Origin of the sequence: Achromobacter sp. LC458 (assembly GCF_001005835.2) — a bacterium.
In the GTDB taxonomy this organism is placed as follows: Bacteria; Pseudomonadota; Gammaproteobacteria; order Burkholderiales; family Burkholderiaceae_B; genus Achromobacter; species Achromobacter spanius_B.
Genome location: NZ_LBHW02000017.1, coordinates 103,943 through 128,348, shown reverse-complemented (window position 1 = coordinate 128,348; position 24,406 = coordinate 103,943). Strand labels below are relative to the sequence as shown.

Genomic DNA, 24,406 nt, shown 5'->3' with positions numbered 1-24,406 from the left:
TTACCGAAACCGGCATCGGCGTGCGCAGCTCTTGGGCAAACAACGCCACCCGCAATTCCTCAAGCAACCACCGGAACTCGTCCAGGCGCGGGTCCGGCGCCCCCTTCAGCGCCGACCGTGCCCGCTGATATTGCGTCAGCAGCGGCGCCATTTCGGCCACCAGCTTGGCGTCGCGCGCCGGGTCGGCACGCAGCTTGTCGATACGCGCCACGGCGGCCTTCAGGTAACGCGGGTAGTGCGACAACTGGGCATAAGGCGTGTCGCGGATGAACCACTTGGGCATCAGCGCGCTTAATTGCTGTTGCAGGTCGGCGTAGGCGGACGCGTGGGGCTTGGCTTGCGGCAGCTTGCGCTGCACGGCGGCGTACTCGGTCAGCACCGCGCCGGCCAGCCGCGCAACCTCCTGGGCCAACAGCCCCAGCCTGCCCTTGCCTTCCGCGCGGCGTGCATCGAACTGCTGCTCGTTCACCGGCCAGGGTTCGGCCAGGCAGGCCTGGCCCAGTGCGCAGTCGATGATCTGGTCGCGCAATTCTTCCTGCGTGCCCAGCGTCATGTACAGCATGCTGATCTTGGTCAGGTCAGCCAGGTTCTTTTCCAGGAACTTGACCTGCTCGCGCAGGCCCAGACGGAACAGCCGCAGCAGGCCGGCGCGGTGATGCTTGCGCGCCTCGTCAGGGTCGTCGAAAACGTCCAGGTCGCAATGCGTGCCGCGATCCACCAGCGCGGGATAGCCGATCACCGACTGGCCACGCCGCTTGATCTCCATGATTTCCGGCAAGGGGCCGAACGACCACGTCGTCAGGTTTTCGTGCGCCAGCGCCTGGGCCACCTGCGTATCGCTGGCGGCCAGTTGCTGGAACGTGGCCTGCGCCTGCTTGCCGAATTCAGCCCGCAACTGCGCCAGGTTGCGCCCGGCCGCCAGCATGCGACCGTGTTCGTCCACCACGCGGAAGTTCATGAACAAGTGCGCGGGCAAGGTTTCCAGCTTGAAGTCGCCCACGGCCGGGCGCACCTGCACCTGGTCCCACATGTCGGCAATGATGGCCTCGACCAAGCCTTGCTGCGGATCGGCCTGGCGTTCAAACCAGCGGTCGTAAAAGCCGGCCGCGTAGTCAGGCAACGGCACGCAATGGCGACGCAGCTTTTGCGGCAACGACTTCAACAGCAGGTGGACCTTTTCCTTGAGCATGCCGGGCACGAGCCATTCGCAGCGCGCCGGGTCGATCTGGTTCAACGCAAACAAGGGCACCGACAGGGTCACGCCGTCGCGCGGGGAACCGGGCTCGAAGTGATAGTCCAGCGCCATCGTCACGCCCTGCCATTCCACCTTTTTGGGGAAGACATCGGTGGTGACGCCCGCGGCTTCGTGGCGCATGAGCTCGTCGCGCGTCAGCATCAGCTTGGCGGCGGCGGCCTTGTCCAGGCTGGACACCCACTTTTCCAGCGTGGCCGTCTGCGAGATATCCGCCGGCAGTTGGCGGTCGTAGAAGGCGAAGATCAGTTCGTCGTCCACCAGAATGTCGGGGCGACGCGTCTGATGTTCCAGCTTTTCGATGCCGGCGATCAGCTTGCGGTTGTGCGCCACGAACGGCAGGCGAGTGTCGATCTCGCCGGGCACCAGCGCCTGGCGGATAAAGAGCTCGCGCGCCTGCGTCGGGTTGACGCGCCCGTATTGAATGCGTCGGCCCGTGTAGATCGTCAGGCCGTACAGCGTGGCGCGCTCGTTGGCCACCACCTGCCCGGCCTTCTTTTCCCAGCGCGGGTCCGACCAATTCCTGCGGATCAGGTGGGCACCCACCTTTTCCAGCCACACGGGGTCGATCCGCGCCACGCAGCGCGCATACAGGCGCGTGGTCTCGACCAATTCAGCCGCCATGATCCAGCGGCCGGCCTTCTTGACCAGGCGCGAGCCCGGATGGATGTGGAAGCGGATTTCGCGCGCGCCCTGATAGTGGCCGCCTTCATCGCTTTTGAAGCCGATATTGCCCAACAGGCCGGACAGCAGCGCCAGATGCAGCTGTTCGTAGGTGGCTTCCGTCTGGTTCACGCGCCAGCCCTGCTCGCCCACCAGCGCGGCCAGCTGCGTGTGCACGTCGTGCCATTCGCGCAGCCGGATCGGCGACAGGAAGTTCTGCCGCAACAAGCCCACCAGCTTGCGCTGGGACGCCTTGTGCTGCACCTGTTCGCCATACCAGCGCCACAACTTCAGGAAAGAAATGAACTCCGACTTGTCATCGGCGAACTTGGCGTGCGCGGCCTCGGCGGCTTCGCGCTCTTGCATGGGGCGGTCGCGCGCGTCCTGCACCGACAGGGCCGAGGCGATGATCAGCATTTCGGCCAGGCATTGGTGTTCGCGCGCGGCCAGGATCATGCGGCCGATGCGCGGGTCCACCGGCAGCTTGGCCAGTTCATGGCCGGTTTCAGTCAGCACAAACGACGCGCCGGTGCGGGTCGCCTCGCCTTCGCCTTCGTCGTCGGATGCGGAGGCCAGTTCGATGGCGCCCAGCTCTTGCAGCAGATGGTAGCCGTCGGCCACCGCGCGGCCTGGCGGCGCCTCGACGAACGGAAACTGTTCGATATCGTCCAGCTTCAGCGACTTCATCCGCAGGATGACGGACGCCAGCGACGAGCGCAGCACTTCCGGGTCGGTGAACGGCGCCCGGTTATTGAAGTCCAGCTCGTCGTAGAGTCGGATGCACAGGCCCGGCCCCACGCGGCCGCAGCGGCCGGCGCGCTGGTTGGCCGACGCGCGGCTGATGGGCTCGATGCGCAGCTGTTCAACCTTGTTGCGCCACGAATAGCGCTTGATGCGCGCCAGCCCGCTATCGACCACGAAGCGGATGCCGGGCACCGTCAGCGAGGTCTCGGCCACGTTGGTGGCCAGCACGATGCGCCGCGCATTCGTGCGCGGGTGGAAGATCTGTTCCTGCTCGGCCTGCGATAGCCGCGCGTACAGCGGCAGCACTTCGGTGCCGGCCGGATGGCGCTTGCGCAGCGCTTCGGCGGATTCGCGGATCTCGCGCTCGCCGGGCAAGAACACCAGCACGTCGCCCGGGCCGTGCCGTGCGCACTCGTCCACGGCGTCGACTATGGCGTCGATCAGGTCGCGTTCTTCGTCGCCCGACATGCGTTCGCGGTCGCGGCCCGGCTTGGCGGCGGGCGCGGCGGCGTCTTCGGCCGGTTCTTCCCGCACGGGGCGATAGCGCACTTCCACCGGGTACAGCCGGCCCGACACCTCGATGACCGGGGCGGGCTTGTCTTCCGAGGCGGCAAAGTGCTTGGCAAAACGGTCGGCATCGATGGTGGCCGACGTGATGATCAGTTTCAGGTCCGGGCGGCGCGGCAGCAGCTGCTTCAGATAGCCCAGCAGGAAATCGATGTTCAGGCTACGTTCGTGCGCCTCGTCGATGATGATGGTGTCGTAGCGGCGCAAAAGCGGATCGCGCTGCGACTCGGCCAGCAAGATGCCGTCGGTCATCAGCTTGATGGACGCGTTGGGGCCGGTGCGGTCGTTAAAGCGCACCTGATAGCCCACCACTTCGCCCAGGGGCGTGTTCAGCTCTTCGGCAATGCGCTTGGCGACCGAGGTGGCGGCCAGGCGTCGGGGCTGGGTATGGCCGATCATCTTCTGACGGCCCCGGCCCAGTTCCAGGCAGATCTTGGGCAGCTGCGTGGTTTTGCCCGAGCCGGTTTCCCCACTGACGATCACCACCTGATGGCCCGCGATCGCGCGCGCGATCTCCTGCCGCCGCGCACTGACGGGCAGGTCTTCGGGGTAATTCACGGCAGGAATCGGCCGCTCGGGGCGATCCGCGCGCGGCGGCCGCTCGGGGCGTGCGGGGCGATCCGCGCGGGCAGGCCGCTCGGGACGTTCGGGACGCTCGGGACGTTCGGGGCGCTCTACGCGCGCCGGGCGTTCAGGACGTTCGGCGGACGCTGGCCTTGCGGGCCGGCGGGGCGCGCGGGCGGCCTCGGCCGGGGCGGCTGGCGCGTCGGGGGCCCCCGGGGAAGCCGCTTTGGGCGCCCGCGGGCGAGATGAATCAGGCATGTACGATAGTCCGGTTAGCCCGGCATTATAAATTTCTCTGGCGCCCCTGCCGGCGACCCGTTGGGAACGCATCGAAATCCGGCACTAAATTAGCCTTGATTTTCCGCCTGCGCCCCATCCCGTGGGCCATATAATTTCGCCACGCCGTCATGCGACGGCGCTATGACGCGGCAAGGCGCCGCGTTTTTACCGACTCTCAGGAATCCCTCCGCCCATCATGCCCGACCTGGAACCAGACACCGTCTCCGCCCTTGAAGCCCCGGAATTCGCACCCGCCCAATTCGTCCGATGGTTTCGAGACGTGGCGCCCTATGTGCATGCATTCCGAGGCAAGACGTTCGTGGTGGCGTTTGGCGGCGAACTGGTTCAGGCCGGCGCGCTCAATGCGCTGGTGCAGGACTTGTCGCTGCTGTCGTCCCTGGGCATCCGGCTGGTGCTGGTGCACGGGTCCCGGCCCCAGGTCAATGAACAGCTGCGCCTGAAGGGCTACACCCAGCAGTTCGACCGTGGCCTGGCCCCCACCGACGCGGCCGCGCTGGAATGCGCCAAGGAAGCCGCGGGCGAAATCCGCCTGGACATCGAAGCCGCGTTCAGCCAGGGCCTGCCCAACACGCCGATGTCGCATGCGCACATCCGCGTCATTTCCGGCAACTTCGTCACCGCCCGCCCCACCGGCGTGCTCGAAGGGGTGGACTACAAGCACACCGGCCAGGTCCGCAAGATCGACGTCGAGGCATTGAAGTTCGCCATCGAAAAAGGCTCGTCCGTGGTGCTGCTGTCGCCCCTGGGCTTCTCGCCGACGGGCGACGCGTTCAACCTGGCCATGGAAGACCTGGCCACCAGCGTCGCCGTGGCTCTGCGCGCTGAAAAACTGATCTTCCTGTCGACCTCGCAAGGCGTGCTGAACGATGACGGCACGCTGGACACCGAACTGGCGCGCGTGGATGCCGACGCGTTGCTGGCCGGCGGCGAACTTGACGAGGAAACGCACGCTTTCCTGCAATACGCGTCGCTGGCGGTCAAGCGCGGCGTGGCGCGCGCCCACTTGCTGCCCTTTGCGCTGGACGGCAGCGTGCTGCTTGAAATCTTCACCCACGACGGCGTGGGCACCATGGTGGTCGAAGACACGCTGGACGATTTGCGCGCCGCCACGATCGACGACGTTGGCGCCATCCTCAGCCTGATCGAACCGCTGGAAGCGGACGGCACGCTGGTGCCGCGCCCGCGCAGCGTGATCGAGCGCGACGTAGAAAACTTCACCGTGCTGGAGCACGACGGCGTCATCTACGGCTGCGCGGCGCTGCACACCTTTGCCGACGAGCAGATGGCCGAGATGGCCTGCCTGATCGTGCACCCGGAATGGCAAGGCTCGGGCGAAGGCGAAATCCTGCTGCGCCATATGGAGTCCCGCGCACGCGCTTCGGGCGCCAAGCGCTTGTTCGTGCTGACCACGCGTACGTCGCACTGGTTCATGAAGCGCGGTTTCGTGCAAGGCGGCATTGCCGACCTGCCGCGTGAAAAGCAGAACAACTACAACCGGTCGCGCAACAGCCTCGTCTTCATCAAGAAGCTGTAACGCTGCCGGCGGGCCGTTCCCACCGTACCGTCCCCAGCGTTCGAAGGGGCTTGGCGCCCTAGCCGCGCCAAGCCCGCTAAAATACGGCGTTATTCCTTATTCGGCAGCGAACCATGTCCCGTATCGTCAACTGTGTGAAATTGAAGCGTGAAGCCGAAGGGCTGGATTTCCCCCCCTACCCCGGTGAACTCGGCACGAAGATCTGGCAGAGCATTTCCAAGGAAGCCTGGGAAGAATGGAAAGCCATCCAGACGCGCCTGGTCAATGAAAACCGCCTGAACCTGGCTGACGCCCGCGCCCGCAAGTACCTGAAAGAACAGATGGAGCGCTTCCTGTTCGAAGACGGCACCGTCGAAGCCCACGGCTACGTTCCGCCGTCGGCCTGATCCGGCACTCCGCGGCCTATCACGAAGCCCCTCGTTCGCGAGGGGCTTTGCATTTTGGCTCGCTGTCGCGTGATCACGGACACGCAAGCTGAAGCTGCCCTTAAGATCGAAGTTTGCCGGCCGTATTAATGCTGTCATGAAAGAAGAATCGCGCTTGCCTCTCCCCGCCGATCCGCCGTCGTCCATCCAGCGCGCCATGCAGATCGAACCCGATCGCCAGACGGGTACGCTGCGCGATGTCCGGCACGTTGTCATCCTGATGCAGGAAAACCGGTCGTTCGATCATTATTTCGGCACACTGCCTGGCGTGCGAGGCTTTGCCGATCCGCATCCCGTGCCCACCATCGCCGGCAACGTGCTGACGCAGACCGATGGCGCGGCCACCTGCCGCCCTTATGCGCTGCGCGCTGAACATGCCAGCGACACGCCCGTCGGCTATATCACGCCGCACACCTGGCTGGATGCGCAAGACGCCTGGAACGACGGCCGCATGGACCACTGGCTGCCGGCCAAGGGCCGCCTGGGGCTGGGCGCCTACACCAGCCAGGACGTGCCGTTCCAGACCGCCCTGGCCAACGCATTCACGGTGTGCGACGCCTACCACTGTTCATTGCACGCGGGCACCAATCCCAACCGCCTGTTCCTGTGGACGGGCACGAATGACCCCACCGGCACCGCCGGCGGCCCGGCGCTGGTGAACACCTACGACCGGCTGGGGCCAGCCACAGAAGGCTATGGCTGGACCACCTACCCCGAACGCCTGCAAGACGCCGGCGTGGACTGGCGCATCTACCAGGACATGGCCGACAACTTTCACGACAATCCGCTGGCAGGCTTCCGGCAGTATCGCCAAGCCTACGCCAGCAGCGCGGAGTCGGCGCCGCTGCGCGACCGCGCCTTGTCCACCCACACGCTGGATGACCTGGCGCGCGACGTGGCCACCGGCCAGTTGCCGGCCGTGTCGTGGATCATCGCGCCCACGGCCGATTCGGAACATCCCGAAGTGTCGTCGCCCAGGCAGGGCGGCGCCTACACCGAGCGCGTGCTGGACATCCTGACCGGCAACCCCGACACCTGGAGCCGCTGCGTTTTCCTCGTTACCTATGACGAAAACGATTGCTTCTTCGACCACGCACCGCCGCCGGCGCCCCCCGCGCGCCACGACGATGGCTATTCGGGCGGCCTGTCCACGGTGGAACTGGACGGCGAATACCACGATGCCCGATGCGGACCCAGCGCCGCGCCGGAAGATCCTGCCGCCCTGCACGGCCGCGCTTTCGGGCTGGGGCCGCGCGTGCCGATGCTGGTGGTATCGCCCTGGAGCCGAGGCGGCTGGGTCAATTCGCAGGTGTTCGATCACACCTCGGTGATCCGCTTTCTGGAAGCGCGCTTTGGCGTGGCCGAACCCAACATCAGCGCATGGCGGCGGGCCGTGGCGGGCGACCTGACATCCGCTTTCGACTTCAGCGGCGACCGGGGCCCGCATCATCCCGACAGCAACCGCCACGCCTGCGCCCTGCCGTACGCGCTGGAAGCCGTGGGCCGCATGACCGCCGACGCCGAGCACTATCGGCTGACCCTGCGCAACCCCGGCAGCGCGGCGGCTGTGCTGCACGTCTACGATCGCCACGACCTGGCGCGCGCGCCCCGCCGCTACACCATCGGCCCCGGCGCCCGGCTGGACGATGGTTGGCGTCTGGGCACGGGCGGCGCCTACGATCTATGGCTGCTGGGTCCGGACGGCTTCCATCGCCAATTCAAGGGCGATGCGCAAGATGCCGGCATGCTGGAAGCGCAGCTGGTGCCGGTGACTTCCGGCCTGCGCATCCGGCTGGTCAACCACAGCGATACGCCGCAGCCCGTCAAGCTGGAATCGAACATGGGCGACGGTTGGCGCACGATGGCGCACGTGCAGGCGGGCGGCGCATTGGAGCTGAAGTATGTGGGCTGCGAAGGCTGGTACGACGTGCAGGTCAGCGCGCCTGCCCTGCCGGCTTTCGGGCGCAGGCTTGCGGGGCGTATCGACGCCGGCAAGCCCGGCGTGCCCGACCCCCGGCTATGCCAGGGCGCCGTGCTGCCGCTGTAGCGCGGTGCGCCGCAGTGCGATGCAGGCCATAAAAAACCCGGCGCGATGTGCCGGGTTTTGTCTATTCGCCTGCGTGGCCGCAAGCCGTCGGGCCGCAAGCCGTTGGTTTACGCGTCCTCTTCCGACTCTTCTTCACCGCGCGCCAGGCGCTCGGTGTTCTTGACGCCCGTGTGACGCACGTCCGCACCCTTGACCATGTAGATCACGCGTTCGGACATGTTCTTGGCATGGTCGCCAATGCGTTCCAGCGCACGCGCAATGAAGATCATGTCGATAGCGCGCGAAATGGTGCGCGGGTCTTCGATCATGTAGGTGATGAGGTGGCGCAGCGCGCCCTTCCATTCCTTGTCCACTTCCTTGTCGCTGCGCACGACGGCGGCGGCCTGGATCGGGTCAAGGCGCGCAAACGCGTCCAGCGCCTGATGCAGCATGGTGCGCACCGCGGCGGCCATGTGGCGCAGTTCAATCACCGGGATGTGGCGCAGTTCGGCTTCGTGGATGCGACGCGCCACGGTGGCAACTTTCTCGGCCTCGTCGCCCGAGCGTTCCATGTCGGTCAGCATCTTGGACACGGCCATCAGCATGCGCAGGTCGATCGCGGTGGGCTGGTGGCGGGCAAGGATGCGGCTGATGCTCTCGTCGATCTCCACTTCGTGGCGGTTGACTTCTTTTTCCCGCTCGCGGACTTTTTCCACCAGCGACAGGTCGCCGGTGGCCAGCGCGTCGATCGCTTCCTGGATCATGGCTTCCACCAAGCCGCCCATTTGCAAGAACTGCGAACGGACGCTTTCCAGGTCGGCGTCGAACTGCTTGTTTGTATGCTCCGTCATCCGGGCTCCCTGCGTGGTTGATCTCATTGCATTGCCCCGAAATAAGAGAGTTACGAGATGGGCCTGCACAACCGGCAAGGTTATGACCCAAGTGTGACAGGATTATGAATCAAGGCCGGGCAGCCCGCCCACGTTACGCCGCGCGGTCCAGGCGGCGGATGCCCGATTGTGTGGCCAGCAGCGCCACGTCGGCGCCGGCCAGGGCGAATAAACCGCAGGTGACCACGCCGGGCAGGTTGTTGACCCGCGCCTCGAACGCGCGCGCATCCGAGATAGCCAGGCCCGACACATCCAGGATGATGTTGCCGTTGTCGGTGACGAATCCCTCGCGCAGGCGCGGCTGCCCGCCCAGGGCCGTCAGGGCGCGGGCCACGGATTCGCGCGCCATCGGAATCACTTCCAGCGGCAGCGGAAACTTGCCCAGCGTCTGGACCAGCTTGGATTCGTCGGCGATGCAGATGAAACGTTCAGCCACCGAGGCCACGATTTTCTCGCGCGTCAGCGCGCCGCCGCCGCCCTTGATCATGGACAGGTCCGCGTCGATTTCGTCGGCGCCGTCCACGTAGATGGGCATGGTCGACACATCGTTCAGGTCCAGCACCTTCAGGCCGTGACCCGCGAGGCGGGCCGCGCTGCGCTCCGAGCTGGCGACGGTGCCGCCGATGCGGCCCTTGAAACGCGCCAGGCCGTCGATGAACAGATCGGCCGTAGAGCCCGTGCCCACGCCGATGATGACGTCCGGGCCAGCGACCTGTTCTACGAATTGCAGGGCGGCGTCGGCGGCTTGTTGCTTGAGTTCTTGCTGGGAGAGCATGGCGGGAAGAATGCGGTAAGGTTGTTCAAGCCAGGAAATTTAGCATGCGGCGGCGGGTGGCCAGGCACGCGCCAGGATCGCGGCTGTATCGGTGTCCGGCCCCAGTTCGCCGAACATCCCGCCGCCCGCTTGCAATCGGCTGGCCACAAAGGCCTCTGCAACGGCCGCGGGCGCATGCTGGATCAGTAATGCGGCCTGCCACAACCGCGCCAGGCCGCAGGCGATACGGCGCGCCTGGAATTCGGCCTGTGCGGGGTCGGCCAGCAGCGCGCGCCACGCCGACAGAGCGCGCGCAAAGGCCGCATGGCCGGCGGCCGGCGCGAATTCGCGATCCAACGCGGGCATCGCGTCGGGCTCGCGTTGCAAGGCGCGCAGCACATCCAGCGCCATGACATTGCCCGAGCCTTCCCAGATGGAATTGACGGGCGCCTCGCGGTACAGGCGCGGCATCGGCCCTTCTTCCACATAGCCGTTGCCGCCCCACACTTCCATGCATTCCGCGATGGCGTTGATGGCGCGCTTGCACACCCACAGCTTGGCGGCGGGCGTGCCCACCCGCACCAACGCGCGGGCCTGCGCGTCAGCGCGTTCGTCCACCGCGCGGGCCAGCCGCAGCGCCAGCACCATCGCCGCCTCGCTTTCCAGCGCCAGGTCGGCCAGCACGTTGCGCATCAGCGGCTGCGCAATCAGCGATTTGCCGAAGGCATGCCGATACTGCGCATGATGCAGCGACTGCACTACCGCCTGACGCAGCAACGCCGCGCTGCCCAGCACGCAGTCCAGCCGCGTGGTGGCCGCCATTTCCAGCAGCACCGCCAGGCCGCGCCCCGGCTCGCCCACCATCACGCCCCAGGCATTTTCAAATTCGACTTCGGCGCTGGCGTTGCTGCGATTACCCAGCTTGTCTTTCAAGCGGCGCACCCGAATGGCGTTGCGCGGCCCGTCCGGTATCCAGCGGGGTACGAAAAAGCAGCTGAGCCCTTCGTCCGTCTGCGCCAACACCAGATGGGCGTCCGCTTGCGGCACCGAAAAGAACCACTTGTGGCCCACGAGCTGATACGCATTGCCCCGGCCCGGCGTGCCCAGGGGCGCCGCGCGGGTGGTTGCGGCGCGCAGGTCGGAGCCGCCCTGCTTTTCGGTCAGGCCCATGCCGATCAACGCGCTGCGCTTGGCGGCCAAGGGCGCGTCCGCCGGATCGAAGTCGCGCGAATACAGCGCGGGCAACCATTGCCCGGCGAAGTCCACCGCGCCGGCGGGCTCACGTTGCAGCAGCGGCACGGCGGCGAACGTCATCGTGGTGGGGCATAGCGTGCCGGCTTCAACCTGCCCTTGCATCAGATAGGCGGCGGCGCGCGCCACCTGTGCGCCGGGCGTCGGTTGCGCCCAGGCGCGGCTGTGCAAGCCGCGCGCCAGGATGCCGCTCATGAGCAGGTTCCAAGCCGGGTGAAATTCCACGTGATCGATGCGGTGCCCGCCTCGGTCATAGGCAATCAGCCGGGGCGGGCAGCGGTTGGCTTCTTGCCCGGCCTCCAGGGTTTGCGCGCGCCCCAGCCACGCACCGTGCGCGGCCAGGTCACCGTGCCAGGCCTGCGCGCCTTCGCGCCGCACCGCTTCCTGCAAGGCGGGGTCGGTGTCGTACAGCGAATAGTCTTCCAGCACGGGAACCTGGTTCTGCACGGTGTGCGTGGAAAACGTGGCGGACGAGGCAGACGCGGCCGACGTAACCCGCGTGGCAAAGGAAGACATGGCGGCTCCTGAATAAAAGGCTATCTGGCCATGGGCGCCACCTGTGCCCATGGCCGCAAGGCTTCAACCTGCGCCGCCAATTCCAGCAGCAACGCTTCGCTGCCCAAGGGGCCCATTACCTGGATGCCGATGGGCAGGCCGTCGGACGACATGCCGAACGGAATCGAGATGGCGGGCATGCCGGTCAGGTTGGCCAAGGGCGCGAACGGCGAATAGCCGATCACGCCCTTCTTGCCCAGACGGTAGGCCAGGTAGTCGGCGTTGTCCATGGCGTAACGGCCCAGTGGCGCCGGCGGCTGTGCCAACACCGGGCTGAGGAAAAGATCATGCCCCTGGGCGCCATCGCGATGCAGGAAGCGGCCGATGCGGCGAGTGATTTCGTGGCAGGTGTCCACGCACGCCACGTACTGCGCGCCCGAAATGGCCCGGGCGTATTCCCGCGCGCCCAAGGTGGTGGGTTGCAGTTCGTCGGCGGCCAGCCGGCGCCCGCGCGCGGCCACAAAGCCGTCGATGGCGTTGGCGGCGGCGCTGGCAATAAGCGGAAGCATGGGCGAAAGCACCTCTTCCGAGCCCACGGGCGGCAACGCCGGCACCAGCTCGTGCCCCAGCGACGCAAAAAAGCGCGCGGCTTCATCCACGGTGGCGGCAACCTCGGGGTGGATGGCCCCGCCTTCATAGGTGGTGTTGATGAAGGCGATGCGGCGGCGCGGCGCGTTGTGCGGGTCGGCGGCAACGCGGGCAACGACCGCCCGGTACGACGGGGTGGCCAGCGCGGGCGCGGCGTAGGGCGCGCCCACGTCAGCCCCTGCGCTGATGTCCAGCGACGCGGCGCAATCACGCACCGAAATCGTCATCATGTGTTCGGTGGCCAGGCCGCCCCACCCTTCGCCCTTCAACGGCCCCAAGGGCATCAGCCCGCGCGACGGCTTCAAGCCCAGCACGCCGCAGCAAGAAGCGGGGATGCGGATGGAGCCACCGCCGTCGCTGCCGTGCGCGATTCGGACCATGCCGCTGGCCAGCGCCGCACCCGCGCCGCCGCTGGAACCGCCCGCGCTATGGCCGGCCTTCCAGGGGTTTTGGGTGGCCGGCCCGTAGACGGGAGATTCGGTGGTGGGGCTCAGGCCCAATTCGGCGCTGGTCGTGCGGCCGAACGGAATTAGCCCGGCGCGGCGGTAACGCTTGACGATTTCGGCATCCACATCCCATTGCACGTGCCCGTACAGCACCGACCCCATGGCGCTGGGCAAACCCAGCGCCGCCGTGCCCAGATCCTTGAGCAGAGTCGGCACGCCCAGGAAGGGCCGGCTGTCCAACCGCGCCCGCCGTTGTTCCGGGGACAAGGCGGCAAGCTCGTCGTCCAGCGCCTGGGCCAGCCGCAAGCCGGTCTCGGCCTGGACGCCGCAGGCGGCGTTGATGGAGGGATTGCGCGCCGCCACCCGCTCCACGGCCTGCTGCATTGCAGCAAGCGCGGTAGTGACCCCCTGGGCGATATCGGCGCCCAGCGCCGTCGCGTCGAGGGATGAGGAATCATGGCGGTCAGCGGTGCTCATGCTTGCGATGCTCCAGGGGTTCGACGGCGACATGCCGCACACGCCAGGATATCGACAGTCCGGCTCAGCAACAAGCCGGCGCCGCAAGCGGGGCCGGCGCCATGTCGGCCGACTACGGCTGGCTGGCGTTGGAAGACGGCCGTTGGGCGGCATCGTCGGTGCCGTCGAAGTCAGCGTCGTCGCCGCCGTCCCCGTTGTCTGCCCCATCCGCGCCATCCGCCAACAAGCGCAACGCATCCGCTTCAGGCAGCGCTTCAACGTTCCGCAGGTTTTTCAGCATGGCGCGGGTACGCACTTCCGTCTGGCCGATCTTGTTGCTGGCCGTGTCCAGCGTCTTCTTCACGCTGGCCAGCGCGTCGCCGAACTTGCCGAATTCGGTTTTGACGGCGCGCAGCACCTGCCACACCTCGGACGAGCGCTGCTCGATCGCCAACGTGCGAAAGCCCATCTGCAAGCTGTTCAGCAGCGCCGCCAGGTTGCTGGGACCGGCGACGTTGATGCGCAGGTCGTGCAGCTTGTCCAGCAAGCCGGGGCGGCGCAGCACCTCGGCGTACAGGCTTTCCGTGGGCAGGAACATGATGGCGAAGTCCGTCGTGTGCGGCGGCGACACGTATTTACCGGCAATCAGCCGCGCTTGCAGTTCCACGGCGCGGCCCAACGCGGCGCCCGCGGCCTTCACGCCTTCCGCGTCGGCCGCGTCCTGCGCATCCATCAGGCGTTCGTATTCTTCCTTGGGAAATTTGGCGTCGATCGGCAACCAGACGGGCTCGCCGCCATCGCCACGACCCGGCAAGCGGATGGCGAATTCGACCACCGCGTCGCTGCCCGGCACCGGCTTGATGTTGCTGGCGTATTGGTCGGGCGTCATGTTGTCTTCGATCAGCCGGGCCAACTGCACTTCGCCCCAGGTGCCGCGCGATTTCACGTTGGTCAGCACGCGTTTCAGATCGCCCACGCCGGCGGCCAGGGCCTGCATTTCGCCCAGCCCCTTATGCACGGCTTCCAGGCGGTCGGACACCAGCTTGAAGGATTCGCCCAGGCGCTGCTCCAGCGTGGCGTGCAGTTTTTCGTCCACGGTGCGGCGCATCTCGTCCAGCTTGGCGCTGTTGTCGGTTTGCAGGGATTGCAGGCGCTGGTCGACGGTGGCGCGCACCTCCATCAGGCGGCGTTCGTTGATCTGGATCAGCCCTTGCAACTGCTCGCCAAAGCCGGCCGCGAAACGGGCCAGCGACTCGGCCGATTCGGCGCGCGCGGCCTGCGCGTCGCGCGCCAGGCCGGCGCGCAGTTCGCCCTGCGACTGCCCCAGTTCCACTCGCAACGCGCGGGTCGACTCCGAAAATTCGCTGCGCAGGCCACGCTGGCCTTCCGCGATATCCGCGCGCAGCGCGCGTTCGGTTCTTTCCAGGCCTTCCAGCAGCGCATCCAGCCGCGCATGATCGGCCGACGGCCGCAGCCACGCCAACAAGGCCGCCACACAAGCCAGCACCGCGCCACCCGCGGCGACCCAAAGCAGAATGTCATTCAAAACAGGCATCTCCAAAGGCGCAAATTGTAGGCCGCATCATCGTCGCGTTGTAACCAAACGACAAGCGGTGTCGCATGCCGCCCAACGCCGCCGTCCCAACGGGATTAAACTTCCCGAACCCTGAACACAACGTTCGACCCAATTTGAATTCCGCCAACCCCTTCTCCGCTCAGTCCGGTTCAAGCTTCCAATCCGTATTCGGCCCCCTGGACCTGGATACGCAAAAGCCGCTGGTCACCGGCGGTGATCGCCACATTTTCCAGCACCCGAACTTTCCCGCCTTGCTGGTCAAGGTCATGGACATGCAGGCCCGAGCGGTCTACCTGGAAACGCGGCCGTTCAAGCGTTGGTACAAGCAGTACCAGCGGGAAAGCGCCTACCGCGTCTACCTGAACGAGATTGCCGAATACGTCACCACCACGACGCGCCCCTCGGGCGTCTGGCAGGTGCCGATGGCGCGCATTCTGGGCGTGGCGCAGACCTCGCTGGGCCTGGGGCTGGTTGTCGAGAAAATCACGGACGCCGACGGCAACATGGCGCCCACCGTGGCGGACCTGGCCAGGCAAGGCCGCGTGGACGCCAAGTTCTTCGAACAGCTGGACGAATTCTTCGACGACCTGGCCGACGCGCACGTCGTGCTGCACGACATATCGGCCAGCAATATCGCCTGTGGCCTGAACGCCGATGGCAAACCGGGCATGTATCTGGTGGACGGCTTCGGCGTGTTGCCGCTGGTGCCGGTCTACGCGTGGAGCAAAAGCCTTAACCGCAAGCGCATCGCCCGCAAGTACGGAAGAATGCGCAAGTCGTTGCAGGCGCGCATCGAGGCGGCCAACAAAGCCCGGGCCGCCTCGGGCGCCCCAAGCGCCTAGCGCACTTCGGGCATTCCGGGCGCTTCGGGCAGCACGATGCCCTGGCGATCCACCCACACATAATCATGGCCGGCGCGCTGGCCTCGCCGCAAGGGGTTGCGCGTGCATAACGCGGCGTACGCCGGGTCCACAAAACGGTAATGCAGATGTTCGTCGCGCCCCGGCGGAATGCCCAGGCGCGTGGTGCAGATCAGCGCGTCGGGCGAATCGCCCACGTCTTGCACATACAACGCATCGGAATCGAAGCGGCGCGCATCCCATTGCGGCACCTTCAGCCCCAACGACCGGCACAACAGCGTCTGCCCCGCGCACAGCCGCGATGGCGGGCGAGGCTGGCCTTGCGCATCGGGGTTCAACGCCTGCATCCGGGCCAGCGCGTCCGGGCCGGATAGGGCGTCCGTCCAGGGATACCCGGACTTGATCAGCACGGCGTTGCCCGGCCCCCCGGCGCTGAAATTGAGCGAATCGCCCCCCCGCGCGTAATACATATAGATGACGCCGCCGTCCATGAAGAGCGCGCGGCGTTTGTGGGTGTAGCCCAGGGACGCGTGGCTGCCCTTTTCTTCCAGGTAGTAAGCCTCGGTTTCAATGATGCGCACCGACAGCCACAGCCCGTCAACCCGATGGCGGATGACCTTGCCCAACAGCTCGCGCGCCAGCGTGCAGGCATCGCGGTCAAAAAACGCATCGGGCAGCGCCCGGCCGGCGCCGCGCGATACCGAGCTGGGGGAAGCCGACTTTGCAGCCGTCATCGCAAGCCGCCTGGCGTCAGGCGAAGCGCTCGCCGTAGCGCTTTTCGCTGAAGCCCACGGTGACTTCGCCGTCGGGTGTCACGGTGACGGGGCGGCGCACCAGCGCCGGGTATTCGGCGATCAGGTCGCTCCACTGCTTGTCGGTATGGGCCGACTTGCGGTCTTCCGGCAAGTTGCGCCACGTCATCGACGAACGGTTGACCAGCTTTTCCCAGCCGCCGACCTGGTCGGACCACGATTTCAGCGTGGCCGCATCCACGGGGTTGTCCCGGTAGTCGACAAAGGCATGGTCAACGCCATGTTCGGACAGCCAGTCGCGCGCCTTGACGCAGGTGCTGCACTTGGTCAGGCCATACAGGGTGGTTTGCTTCATTTGGATTCAGACTCCTTGCGCCATTGCAGGCGGTTGGCCAGGATCACGCACGTGCCCACGGCCAGGATGAACAAGGTGGCCAGCGCGTTGATCTCGGGCTTGAGCCCCAGCCGCACCCGCGAAAACACTTCCATCGGCAGCGTGCTGGAACTGGGGCCGGACAGGAACGAGGCCAGCACCACGTCGTCCAGCGACAGCGTGAAAGACAGCAGCCAGGCCGACGCCAACGCCGGTGCGATCAAGGGCAGCGTGATCTTGAAAAACACGGTGATGGGGGTGGCGCCAAGATCCAGCGCGGCCTCTTCCAACGAACGGTCCAGGTCGCGAATACGGGTCTGGATGACCACGGCCACGAACGCCATGCACAGCGTCACATGTCCGACCCAGATGGTGAACACGCCGTTTTCCGACGGCCATCCCAGGCTGCCGCGCAGCTCCACGAACATCAGCAGCAGCGAAATGCCCAGCACGACTTCGGGTATGACAAGCGGCGCGCTCAACATGCCCACGTACAGCGCAAAGCCGCGAAACCGCCCCATGCGGCCCAGCACGTAGCCGGCCCACGTACCGATGATGACGGCGGCGGTGGCCGTCATCGCGGCGATGCGAAACGACAGCCACGCCGCGCGCAGCAGCGCATCGTCATTGGCCAGCGCGTGATACCAGCGGAAAGAAAAGCCTGCCCACGACGTGACGGTGGGCGACTCGTTGAACGAGAACACCATCAGGCTGATGATGGGCACGTACAGGAAGAAATATCCCAGCCCCAGCACCACGGCGCGCAACGTTTTGTTGGGGCCCTTCATTTGCGGCCTCCGTTGGCCAGTTCCTGCTGCTTGACCTGGTTGTACTGGAAGACGACCAGCGGCACGAGCAAGAGCAACACCATCACGCAGGTCACCGCGGACGCCATCGGCCAATCGGCGTTGTTGAAGAATTCGTTCCACATGACGCGGCCCATCATCAGCGTATTGGCGCCACCCAGCATTTCAGGAATGACGTATTCGCCCACCGCCGGAATGAACACCAGCATGGCCCCGGCGATCACACCCTGGCGCGACAGCGGCACGGTGATTTGCCAGAACGCCTGCCACGGCTTGGCGCCCAGGTCGTAAGCGGCTTCGAGCAGGCGCAGGTCCATCTTCACCAGCGTGGCGTACAGCGGCAGGATGAAGAACGGCAGATACGCATAGACCATGCCGATATACACCGCCACGTCGGTGCGATAGATTTCCAGCGGGCTGGAAATGATGCCCAGGCTTTGCAGCAGGTTGTTCAACAGCCCGTCGTTGCGCAGGATGCCGACCCAGGCGTAAACGCGCAGCAGCAGCGACGTCCAGAACGGCAGGATCACGCCCAGCAACAGCAGGTTGCGCACGCGCGGCGAAGAGCGCGCGATGTAATAGGCGATGGGGTAGCCGATCAGCACGCAGATCAGCGTGGTGATGCCGGCGATCTTCACCGAGCTGAGGTAGGTCTTGAAATACAGGCTGTCGGTGAACAACAGGATGTAGCCGCGCAGGTGCAGGCTGAACTGCACGGCTTCATCCTGGAATTCAGCCAGCGACGTATACGGCGGAATACCGAATTTGACTTCGGCAAAGCTGATCTTCAATACCAGCAGGAAGGGCAGCAGCAGGAACAGCACCAGCCAGGTGAACGGCGGCACCACCGCCAGCGCCCGGCCCGACGGCAACCAGTCGCGGGGCGAAAAACGAATCATGACGCCAGCACCGTCGCGCTGTCGGCGCCCCAGCTGACGAAGATTTCTTCGTCGATGCCCGGGGCGTCCATCTGTGCCAGCAGCAGGCTGGGCACGCTGGCCTCAACCGTCTTGCCGGAATCCAGCCGGATCTGATACAGCGCGTAGCTGCCCATCCAGGCCATGTGGCTGACCATGCCGTGGGCCCAGTTGTATTCGCCGTCGGGTTGGTCGCGCGAGACCAGCAGGCGCTCGGGCCGGATGGACACGTGCACTTCCATGCCCAGCGGTTCGCTGACGCCGTGGTTCACGAAGAGCGGCCGCGTCAGCTCGGCGCATTCGATGGCGACGTGGTCGGGTTCGTCCACCACGATGGTGCCGGTGAACATATTGGTCGACCCGATGAAGCTGGCCACGAATCGCGAATTCGGAAAGGCGTAGACATCCTGCGGCGTGCCGCACTGGACGATCTGGCCTTCGGTCATGACGGCCAGGCGATGCGCCATGGTCATGGCTTCTTCCTGGTCGTGCGTGACCATGATGCAGGTCACGCCCACCTGCTCAAGGATCTTTACCAGTTCAATCTGCGTCTTCTGGCGAATCTGCTTGTCCAGCGCGGACATCGGTTCGTCCAGCAACAACAGCTTGGGGCGCTTGACCAGACTGCGCGCCAGCGCCACGCGCTGCTGCTGGCCGCCGGACAGCTGGTGCGGCTTGCGGCGCGAATAGCCGGCCATCTGGACCAGATCCAGCGCTTCGAAGACGCGGTCGTGGATTTCGGCGCGGTCCACGCCTTCCTGCTTCAGTCCGAACGCCACGTTGGCCTCGACCGTCATGTGCGGGAACAACGCGTACGACTGGAACATCATGTTCACGGGCCGGCGGTAAGGCGGCACGCTGGTGATGTCCTCGCCGTCCAGCAGGATCTGACCCGAGGTGGCGTCCTCGAAACCGGCCAGCATGCGCAGCAAGGTCGACTTGCCGCTGCCGGAGCTTCCCAGCAGCGCGAAGATCTCGTTGCGCTTGACGGACAGGTTGACGGAACGCACGGCGACCACATCGCCAAAAATCTTGACCACATCGGACACCCGGACGAATTCGTCCGGGTCCACCGTATGCGGCGCCGAGTAACGGCTATCGCTCATGACTTATCTTCCAGACTTCAGCTCGGACCACATCCGGTTTTGCAGGCGTTGAATGTTCAAGGGCAGCGCCTTGATCACATACAAGGTCTTGGAGACCTCGGCCGGCGGATAGATCATGGGGTTCTCGGCCACGTCTTTCACCACGTACTGCCGCGCCTCTTTATTGGCGTTGGGGTAGAACATGGTGTTGGTGATGGCGGCGTGCACCTTCGGCGTTTCGATGTAGTTGATGAACGCCAGGGCTTCTTCGGGATGCGGCGCATCCTTGGGGATGACCATCAGGTCGAACCACGCGGGCGCGCCGCCCTTGGGGATGAAGTAGTTCACTTCATACGACTTCTTGGCTTCTTGCGCGCGCTTGCGGGAAATCATCACGTCGCCCGAAAACCCGTAGACCATGCACAGGTCGCCCACGGCAAGTTCGTCGATATAGCCCGACGAACTGAACTGGCGGATGTACGGGCGGATCTGCTTGAGCACGTCCAGCGCGGCCTTGTAGTCGTCCGCGTTGGTGCTGTTGGGGTCTTTGCCCAGGTACTTGAGCACGGCGGGGAACACCTGCGCTGCTTCGTCCAGCATCGAGATGCCGCACTCTTTCAGCTTGGCGGCGTTCTCGGGCTTGAAGATCATGTCCCAGTTGGCCAGGTCGACGTTGTCGCCCATGATCTGCTTGACCTTGGTGACGTTGTAGCCCAGGCCATTGGTGCCGTAGCCCCACGGAATGGCGTACTGGTTGCCGGGATCGACGGAGGCGACCAGCGCCATCACTTCGGGGTCCAGGTATTTCCAGTTGGGGATCTTGGACTTGTCCAGCTTCTGGAACAGCCCGGCCTCGATCTGGCGCGAGGCGTAATGGGTGGACGGTACAACGACGTCGTAACCGGACTTGCCGGCAAGCAGCTTGGCTTGCAGCGTGTCGTTGCTGTCGTAGACGTCATAGCGGACCTTGATGCCGGTTTCTTTTTCGAAACCCGGAATCGTGTCCGGCGCCGTGTACTCGGCCCAGTTGTAGACGTTGACGACCTTGTTCTGCGCGACCGCCGACGATGCCGATGCCGCGACCAACACCGCCCCAAGCGCCCAGCGCATTCCCGCCCTTAGTTCCATTACATGCCCCTTGCCGTATGCCGTGTATGTCAGGACTACCAAAAGGCGAAATGATAAAGCTTTTTAGCGATGACCTGCCCAACTTTACCGGCGAGTTCGCGCAATTAGCGGCCGACCGCGGGCGGGGCCAAGCCCCGGGTCAGGGCTGCACGCCCACGCCCCAGGCGGTCCAGTAGCTGTCGCGCAATTTCATCCAGTAGCGGTCGCCCTCTTCGCCGGCCACCTTGACGAGTGATCGGCGCAGGCGATCCAGGTTGCCCTGGCGCTGGCGCTCGGACAGGGCGCCCTGCGTGCCACGGTCGAAGTCGATCAGCCAGACGTGGTTGTCGGCGCCGATCAGGATGTTGAACGCATTGAGGTCCGCGTGCCAGACGCCCGCGCGATGCATGCGCACGATGGCCTGCCCGACGGCGCCCCACAGCGGCTCGGCCAGCGCATGGGCCAGGGGCCGCACGCCGGGGATGCGTTCCACGATGATGGCCGCGCGGTAGATGGGGCCCTGGCGCCAGTAGGCGGCGGCAAGCGGCGCGGGCACGGCCAGGCCCTGGGCGCGCATCGCGGCCAGCAGGCGGAATTCGCGGAAGCTGCGGGTGCGGTCTTCGCCGTTCCAGAGGTAGGCGTCGCGGCTGATGCGGGCGATCATGCCGCCGCGTCGGTAGCGCCGCAACACGCCCTGCCAGCCCTGCCCTTGCACGAACCAGGCTGCCTGGCGGCCGCCCGCGTCCACGGGCCGGGCGCGGTCGCCATAGTGGCCGGGGTTGAAGATGTCGGGGCCGGCGTTGCCCAGGCGCGCATCGCTCAGCATGGCGCCGGCCAGCGGCGCTGGCCAGGCCTGGCGCACCGCGCCCGAGCGTGCGTCCTCAGCCTTCACGATTGCGCATCCAGTCAGCCACGCCGTAGAACGATTCCAGCAGCCGCTCCACCAGCGCGGGGTCGATGCCCTGGTCTTCCATGGCGCGCCCGATGCACGTCACCCACTGGTCGCGTTCGACCTGGCCGATGGAAAACGGCAGGTGGCGCGCGCGCAAACGGGGGTGGCCGAAGCGTTCGATGTAATGGTCGGGGCCACCAAAGTAGCCGCAGAGGAACCAGAACAGCTTGTTGCGGGCCTCGTCCAGGCTGGGGCCGTGCGCGGCGCGCAGTTCTTTCAGGTCGGGCTCCATGTCCATCAGGTCATAGAAGCGGTCGACCAGCGCGCGCACGCCGGGTTCGCCACCCAGAAGGTCAAAGATACTGCGGGAATTTTCCACGGGTTCGCTAATGGTATGGACTCGGGTTGTCATCAGGTTTCTCGAAGGGTGACCAGCGGCGGCGTGCGCAACACGCCGCGCAGGGCCAGGGCGCCGCCGGCCCAGGCGCCCAGCATGCCTGCCCCGATGCCGGCCAGCCACGGCCACAGGCTCAGGGTAATGGTGAAGTCAAACACCTGGGTCGACAGCGCCCAGGCAATGGCGGTGGCGCCCGCGGCCGCCAACAGGCCGGCCAGGCCGCCCACGGCCCACAGCTCGATACGCTGCGACCGGGCCAGTTGCGAGCGCGTGGCGCCCAGCGCGCGCAGCACCGCCGCTTCCCGCATGCGCTCGTCGCGCGTGGCCGTCAGCGCGGCCGACAGCACCAGCACGCCCGCGGCCAGCGTGAACAGGAACAGCAGTTGCACGGCCTTGCCCACTTCGTTCAGCACGGATTGCAGCTGTTGCAGGATGGCGCCCACGTCGAACACGGTCAGGTTGGGAAACTGGCGCACCAGCGCGGGCAGCACGGCCGCTTTGTCGGGCGGCAGGTAAAAAGAGGTGATCCAGCTTTGGGGCATGTCGGCCAGCGCCGAGGGGGTCAGGATGGCGAAAAAGTTGACGCGCATCGTATCCCAATCCACGCGCCGGGTGCTGGTGACGGCGGCTTGGACCTGCTGGCCGGCCACGTCAAAGGTCATCTTGTCGCCCAGTTTCAGGCCCAGCGACTTGGCCAGGCCGGATTCCAGCGAGACCTCGGAAGCACCCGGCTTCAGCCAGCGGCCTTGCTCGATCTTGTTGGAGGACGGCATCTCGTCGCCGTACGACAGGTTGAATTCGCGGTCCACCAGGCGCTTGGCGCGCGGTTCTTCGTAGTCGTCCGGGCCGACCGGCTTGCCGTTGATGGCGATCAGCCGCCCGCGCACCATCGGTGACAGCGTGATGCCGCCCAGCCCTTCGCGGGTCAGCGCGTCGGTGACGGGCTGGCGCTGGTCGGGCTGCACGTTGATCAGGAAACGATTGGGCGCATCCGCCGGCATCGTGCGCTGCCAGCCCTGGATCAGGTCGGTGCGCGTCATGGTCAAGAGCAACAGCGCCATCAGGCCCACCGCCAGCGCGCACACCTGCGTGATCGTCGCGGCGCGACGGCGCACCACGCCCGCCAGCGCAAAGCGCAGCGCGGGCAGGCCCGAGGCCAATCCGCGCACACGCGCCAGGCCCAGGATGCACAGCCAGGCCACCAGCGCGAACACGGCAAAGGCGCCCAGGAAGCCCCCGGCCACCACGGTGCCCAGCTTTGCATCGCCCGCGAACCACCAGATCAGCAAGGCGAAGCCGACCGCGCCCACCGCGTAGCCGACCGCGCTGCGGGCGCTGAGCGTGTCCGCGTCGCGGCGCAGCACCCGGGCGGGCGGCACATGGCGCAGCTGCGCCAGCGCGGGCAAGGCAAAACCCAGCAACAGCAACAGGCCCGTCAGCACCCCTTGCAACGCGGGTATCGCGGACGGCGCGGGCAGGCGCGTGTCGATCAATGAGCCCAGCAGCATCACCAGCACCTGGTGCACGGCAAAGCCCAGCAGGCAACCCGCCGCCGACGCAAACAGGCCCACCAGCGCAAACTCCAGCGTCAGCATGCGCGAGACCTGCGATTGCACCGCCCCCAGGCAGCGCATGACGGCGATGCCGTCGCGGTGCCGCGTCATGTAGCGGCCGGCCGCCAGCGCGACCGCCACGGCCGAAATCAGCACCGCCAGCAAGGCGACCAGCGACAGAAAGCGCTGCGCGCGGTCCAGCGTGCGGCGCACTTCAGGCCGGCCCGATTCGAGCGTGGCCACTTTCTGGCCGCGCTTGATGTTCTGGTTCAGCCAGGTGGCATAACCGGCCACGGCGTCCGGCTGGCCGGCCACCAGCATGGCGTAGCCGATGCGGCTGCCGGGCGCGATCAGGCCCGTGGCGGGCAGGTCGCTGGCGCGCAGCAGCACGCGCGGGGCCACGTTGACGAACTGCATGCCACGGTCCGGCTCGTACGTGATGACGCGGTCCACGCGCAGATGGGCGTCGCCCACGTTCAGCGTGTCGCCCACTTTCAGGTTCAACAGGGCCAGCAACTGGGCATCGACCCACACCGCGCCCTGGGGCGGGATGTCGCGGGTGGGCGCGTCCGGCGCGAACGGGGCGTTGGCCACGCGCAACGCGCCGCGCAGCGGGTAGCCGGGTTCCACGGCCTTGAGCGCGGCCAGCTGGGCGCCGTCGCCCGCCCCCACCATGGACGGAAACTGCCAGGTGCTGGACAGCGTCAGGCCTCGTTCGCGCGCCTGGTCCAGAAACGCGGCAGGCACGGGCTCGTCGGCGTCCAGCACCAGGTCGGCGCCCAGCATCTGGCCCGCATCGCGTTCCAGCGCCCGCCCGACGCGGTCGGCCAGAAAGCCCACGCTGGTCACGGCGGCCACGGCCACCACCAAGGCCAGCACCAACAAGCGCAGTTCGCCCGCCCGGGCGTCGCGCATCATCATCCTGGCGCCCAGGCGCAGGGTGGACCAGAAACCGGGGCGCTTGGCCTGTGACATATCAGGGAAATCCATCATTCATCAATGTTAAAAACCGCTTATTGGCCGTCCGAATCCCGATATCATCCCGGGGCGGGCGGCAACGCCGCCCATAAAGA

At 66.3% G+C, this 24,406-nt stretch carries 19 protein-coding genes; 4 read left to right on the top strand and 15 right to left on the bottom strand.

Annotation, left to right across the window (positions count from 1 at the left end; genetic code table 11):
* On the bottom strand, window positions 1–4,048 hold a 4,048-nt coding region (hrpA, locus tag YH64_RS16180; RefSeq protein WP_255444519.1), incomplete at its 3' end, for an ATP-dependent RNA helicase HrpA.
* A gap of 217 nt (window positions 4,049–4,265) precedes the next feature.
* On the opposite strand from hrpA, the gene argA reads away from it, so the two are divergent.
* The 3 genes from argA to YH64_RS16165 all read left to right on the top strand — a co-directional run bounded on the left by argA (window position 4,266) and on the right by YH64_RS16165 (window position 8,096).
* On the top strand, window positions 4,266–5,624 hold the full coding sequence (gene argA, locus YH64_RS16175) for an amino-acid N-acetyltransferase (protein ID WP_046805463.1): 1,359 nt from the start codon (window positions 4,266–4,268) through the stop codon (window positions 5,622–5,624).
* 113 nt (window positions 5,625–5,737) lie between these two features.
* Window positions 5,738–6,010, top strand: coding sequence for an oxidative damage protection protein (locus YH64_RS16170; protein WP_006218476.1), 273 nt, complete (start codon window positions 5,738–5,740; stop codon window positions 6,008–6,010).
* A 136-nt stretch (window positions 6,011–6,146) separates the two neighbouring features.
* Window positions 6,147–8,096 carry a phosphocholine-specific phospholipase C gene (locus tag YH64_RS16165; RefSeq protein ID WP_082134512.1) on the top strand — a complete coding sequence of 650 codons (1,950 nt, stop codon included), beginning with the start codon at window positions 6,147–6,149 and terminating at the stop codon, window positions 8,094–8,096.
* Window positions 8,097–8,203: 107 nt separating this feature from the next.
* Here the strand turns inward: YH64_RS16165 and phoU are convergent, their stop codons facing one another.
* From phoU to rmuC, 5 genes are all read right to left on the bottom strand, one after another.
* Window positions 8,204–8,926, bottom strand: a complete 723-nt coding sequence (gene phoU, locus YH64_RS16160; protein WP_046805464.1) for a phosphate signaling complex protein PhoU — start codon at window positions 8,924–8,926, stop codon at window positions 8,204–8,206.
* A 133-nt stretch (window positions 8,927–9,059) separates the two neighbouring features.
* Window positions 9,060–9,740 carry a ribose-5-phosphate isomerase RpiA gene (rpiA, locus tag YH64_RS16155; RefSeq protein WP_046805465.1) on the bottom strand — a complete coding sequence of 227 codons (681 nt, stop codon included), beginning with the start codon at window positions 9,738–9,740 and terminating at the stop codon, window positions 9,060–9,062.
* A gap of 39 nt (window positions 9,741–9,779) precedes the next feature.
* A complete protein-coding gene (locus tag YH64_RS16150; RefSeq protein ID WP_046805466.1) occupies window positions 9,780–11,486 on the bottom strand; it encodes an isovaleryl-CoA dehydrogenase in 1,707 nt (568 codons plus the stop codon).
* Between the two features lie 20 nt (window positions 11,487–11,506).
* The gene (locus YH64_RS16145; protein ID WP_046805467.1) at window positions 11,507–13,036 is read right to left on the bottom strand and encodes an amidase; all 1,530 of its coding nucleotides are present in this window, start codon (window positions 13,034–13,036) and stop codon (window positions 11,507–11,509) included.
* Window positions 13,037–13,148: 112 nt separating this feature from the next.
* A complete protein-coding gene (rmuC, locus tag YH64_RS16140; RefSeq protein ID WP_046805468.1) occupies window positions 13,149–14,570 on the bottom strand; it encodes a DNA recombination protein RmuC in 1,422 nt (473 codons plus the stop codon).
* Between the two features lie 134 nt (window positions 14,571–14,704).
* Between rmuC and YH64_RS16135 the strand changes: the two genes are divergently transcribed.
* On the top strand, window positions 14,705–15,433 hold the full coding sequence (locus tag YH64_RS16135) for a PhoP regulatory network YrbL family protein (RefSeq protein ID WP_046805469.1): 729 nt from the start codon (window positions 14,705–14,707) through the stop codon (window positions 15,431–15,433).
* Here the strand turns inward: YH64_RS16135 and YH64_RS16130 are convergent.
* The 9 genes from YH64_RS16130 to YH64_RS16090 form a co-directional block, all read right to left on the bottom strand.
* Window positions 15,430–16,185, bottom strand: a complete 756-nt coding sequence (locus YH64_RS16130; protein ID WP_046805470.1) for a DNA-3-methyladenine glycosylase — start codon at window positions 16,183–16,185, stop codon at window positions 15,430–15,432. The genes YH64_RS16135 and YH64_RS16130 overlap by 4 nt on opposite strands.
* A gap of 16 nt (window positions 16,186–16,201) precedes the next feature.
* On the bottom strand, window positions 16,202–16,558 hold the full coding sequence (locus tag YH64_RS16125; protein WP_046805471.1) for a Spx/MgsR family RNA polymerase-binding regulatory protein: 357 nt from the start codon (window positions 16,556–16,558) through the stop codon (window positions 16,202–16,204).
* Window positions 16,555–17,364, bottom strand: a complete 810-nt coding sequence (locus YH64_RS16120; protein WP_046805472.1) for an ABC transporter permease subunit — start codon at window positions 17,362–17,364, stop codon at window positions 16,555–16,557. Before YH64_RS16120 ends, YH64_RS16125 begins: the two co-directional genes overlap by 4 nt.
* Window positions 17,361–18,281, bottom strand: coding sequence for an ABC transporter permease subunit (locus YH64_RS16115; protein WP_046805473.1), 921 nt, complete (start codon window positions 18,279–18,281; stop codon window positions 17,361–17,363). The genes YH64_RS16120 and YH64_RS16115 overlap by 4 nt, the downstream gene beginning before the upstream one ends.
* Window positions 18,278–19,405 carry an ABC transporter ATP-binding protein gene (locus tag YH64_RS16110; RefSeq protein ID WP_046805474.1) on the bottom strand — a complete coding sequence of 376 codons (1,128 nt, stop codon included), beginning with the start codon at window positions 19,403–19,405 and terminating at the stop codon, window positions 18,278–18,280. The genes YH64_RS16115 and YH64_RS16110 overlap by 4 nt, the downstream gene beginning before the upstream one ends.
* 3 nt (window positions 19,406–19,408) lie before the next feature.
* The gene (locus YH64_RS16105) at window positions 19,409–20,512 is read right to left on the bottom strand and encodes a polyamine ABC transporter substrate-binding protein (protein ID WP_046805475.1); all 1,104 of its coding nucleotides are present in this window, start codon (window positions 20,510–20,512) and stop codon (window positions 19,409–19,411) included.
* Window positions 20,513–20,651: 139 nt separating this feature from the next.
* Window positions 20,652–21,383: a 3-deoxy-D-manno-octulosonic acid kinase gene (locus tag YH64_RS16100; protein WP_046805476.1), complete on the bottom strand. Its 732-nt coding sequence runs from the start codon at window positions 21,381–21,383 to the stop codon at window positions 20,652–20,654.
* Window positions 21,373–21,795, bottom strand: coding sequence for a group II truncated hemoglobin (locus YH64_RS16095; RefSeq protein WP_082134514.1), 423 nt, complete (start codon window positions 21,793–21,795; stop codon window positions 21,373–21,375). Before YH64_RS16095 ends, YH64_RS16100 begins: the two co-directional genes overlap by 11 nt.
* Window positions 21,795–24,326 carry an ABC transporter permease gene (locus tag YH64_RS16090; protein WP_082134515.1) on the bottom strand — a complete coding sequence of 844 codons (2,532 nt, stop codon included), beginning with the start codon at window positions 24,324–24,326 and terminating at the stop codon, window positions 21,795–21,797. Before YH64_RS16090 ends, YH64_RS16095 begins: the two co-directional genes overlap by 1 nt.
* Between the last annotated feature and the right edge of the window lie 80 nt (window positions 24,327–24,406).